We start from the raw sequence: 2,612 nt of genomic DNA on the forward strand, positions 1-2,612 counted from the left end.
TGGCGGCCGGCGCGGCCGGCATCGCCAAGGTGCTGTTCGGCCTGTTCCTGCTGCTGGCGGTGGTGTTCATCGTGCTGGCGGCGCTGGGCGTCGGGGCAGCGCGAAAAGCACTGGATTGAGCCGGCGCCGGCACGTCCGGCGCTATGAAATCCATAGCTGTCTGCACTGATGGATACGGCCCGCGGGCCGTATCCGGTGGGCTGATCGGGATGCCCACAAATTGAGCAGAGCGCGGCGGGGCCGACTAAAATCACGGCCCTTTCCCTGCGCAGCACACGCGAGATCCCGTCCTTCGGCCTGGCGCCATCGGCGGAGTGTGCACAAACTTCTCATGCTCTACCCCGAAGAATTCGACGTCATCGTCGTCGGCGGCGGCCATGCCGGCACCGAGGCCGCGCTGGCCTCGGCCCGCATGGGCGCGAAGACGCTGCTGCTGACCCACAACATCGAGACGCTGGGCCAGATGAGCTGCAACCCCAGCATCGGCGGCATCGGCAAGGGGCACCTCGTCAAGGAAGTGGACGCGCTGGGCGGCGCCATGGCCGTCGCCACCGACGAAGCGGGCATCCAGTTCCGCATCCTCAATTCCAGCAAAGGCCCGGCCGTTCGGGCGACGCGGGCGCAGGCCGACCGCATCCTCTACAAGGCGGCGATCCGCCGGCGGCTGGAGAACCAGCCCAACCTGATGCTTTTCCAGCAGGCCGTGGACGACCTGATGGTGGAGGGCGACCGGGTGGTGGGCGCGGTGACGCAGGTGGGCATCGCCTTCCGCGCCCGCGCCGTGGTGCTGACGGCCGGCACCTTCCTGGATGGCCGCATCCATGTCGGCCTCGACAACTACCAGGCCGGCCGGGCGGGCGACCCGCCGGCGGTGAGCCTGTCGGCGCGCCTGAAGGAACTGAAGCTGCCGCAGGGCCGCCTGAAGACCGGTACGCCGCCGCGCCTGGACGGCCGGACCATCGATTTCTCGAAGTGCACCGAGCAGCCGGGCGACGGCATGCCCGGCGGCGGCAACCCGGCGATGCCGGTGTTCAGCTTCATGGGCCGCGCGGACATGCACCCGCAGCAGATGCCCTGCTGGATCACCCACACCAACGAGCGCACGCACGAGATCATCCGATCCGGCTTCGACCGCAGCCCGATGTTCACGGGGAAGATCGACGGGGTGGGGCCGCGCTACTGCCCGAGCGTCGAGGACAAGATCAACCGCTTCGCCGACAAGGCGAGCCACCAGATCTTCCTGGAGCCCGAAGGGCTGACCACCAACGAGTACTACCCGAACGGCATCTCCACCAGCCTGCCGTTCGACATCCAGTACGCGCTGGTGCGCTCCATGCCCGGGCTGGAGCACGCGCACATCCTGCGGCCCGGCTACGCCATCGAGTACGACTACTTCGATCCGCGCGGCCTCAAGAGCAGCTTCGAGACGCGGGCGATCCGGGGCCTCTTCTTCGCCGGCCAGATCAATGGCACCACCGGCTACGAGGAGGCGGCGGCGCAGGGCCTGTTCGCCGGCATCAACGCCGCGCTGCTGTGCCGCGGCCATCCTGAGTTTGATGGGGCCTGGGTGCCGCGCCGCGACGAGGCCTACCTGGGCGTGCTGGTGGACGACCTCATCACCAAGGGCGTGACCGAGCCCTATCGCATGTTCACCAGCCGCGCCGAGTTCCGGCTGCAACTGCGCGAGGACAACGCCGACATGCGCCTGACCGAGACCGGCCGCCGGCTGGGACTGGTGGACGATGCGCGGTGGGACGCCTTCTGTCGCAAGCGCGACGCTGTTTCACGTGAAACAGAGCGCCTGAAATCGACCTGGGTGAACCCGCGCAACCTGCCGGCCAGCGAATCCGAGCGGGTGCTGGGCAAGGCCATCGAGCACGAATACAACCTGGGCGACCTGCTGCGCCGCCCCGGCGTGAGCTACGAGGCCCTGCTGTCGCTGGACGGCGGCAAATACCGCCCCGAGCAGCCGCTGGCGGCGGAGGAGGTGGAGCAGGTCGAGATCACCGCCAAGTACGCCGGCTACATCGACCGCCAGCACGAAGAAGTGCAGCGCGCCGCCCACCTGGAGCACCTGAAGCTGCCCGAGGACCTGGACTACGCCAAGGTGCAGGCACTGAGCTTCGAGGTGCGGCAGAAGCTGGCCAAGCACCGTCCGGAGACGCTGGGGCAGGCCTCGCGCATCTCCGGCATGACGCCGGCCGCGATCTCGCTGCTGCTGATCCATCTGCGCAAGGGCGGGTACCGTGCCTTCCAGGCGGATGCGGTGGAAGCTGCCGGCGCATGACCGGAAGCCTGGAAGGGCAGCGCTCGGCGCTGGAGCAGGGCGCGCTCGCGCTCGGCCTGTCGCCTGATGCGGCACAGATCGACCGGCTGCTCGCCTACGGCGCGCTCATCCTCAAGTGGAACAAGGTCTACAACCTCACGGCGCTGCGTGATCCGGCAGCGGTGCTCACGCACCACCTGCTGGACAGCCTGGCAGTCGTCGGCCCGCTGATGCGCGAGCGGCCCGGTGCCGGCAGGTTGCTGGACGTGGGCGCCGGCGCGGGGCTGCCGGGCGTGGTCATCGCCATCCTGCGGCCCGACATCGAGGTGCACTGCCTGGATGCCGT

General features: G+C 69.0%; 2 protein-coding genes and 1 pseudogene. All 3 read left to right on the forward strand.

Features of this window, described 5'->3' with window-relative positions; genetic code table 11:
• Positions 1-119 (forward strand): annotated as a pseudogene (locus tag ACIY1X_RS04490) (DUF1328 domain-containing protein); the annotation flags it as partial.
• A gap of 212 nt (positions 120-331) precedes the next feature.
• The gene (mnmG, locus tag ACIY1X_RS04495; protein ID WP_399678332.1) at positions 332-2,287 is read left to right on the forward strand and encodes a tRNA uridine-5-carboxymethylaminomethyl(34) synthesis enzyme MnmG; all 1,956 of its coding nucleotides are present in this window, start codon (positions 332-334) and stop codon (positions 2,285-2,287) included.
• A partial coding sequence (locus tag ACIY1X_RS04500; protein ID WP_399678333.1) for a 16S rRNA (guanine(527)-N(7))-methyltransferase RsmG occupies positions 2,284-2,612 on the forward strand: 329 nt, incomplete at its 3' end. The genes mnmG and ACIY1X_RS04500, both read left to right, overlap by 4 nt.

Source organism: Xenophilus sp., from assembly GCF_044462705.1.
Lineage (GTDB): Bacteria > Pseudomonadota > Gammaproteobacteria > Burkholderiales > Burkholderiaceae_C > Xenophilus > Xenophilus azovorans.

Excerpts from the sequence above, each read along its gene's own strand:
- mnmG (WP_399678332.1), top strand. The coding sequence starts at position 332 with ATGCTCTACCCCGAAGAATTCGACGTCATCGTCGTCGGCGGCGGCCAT.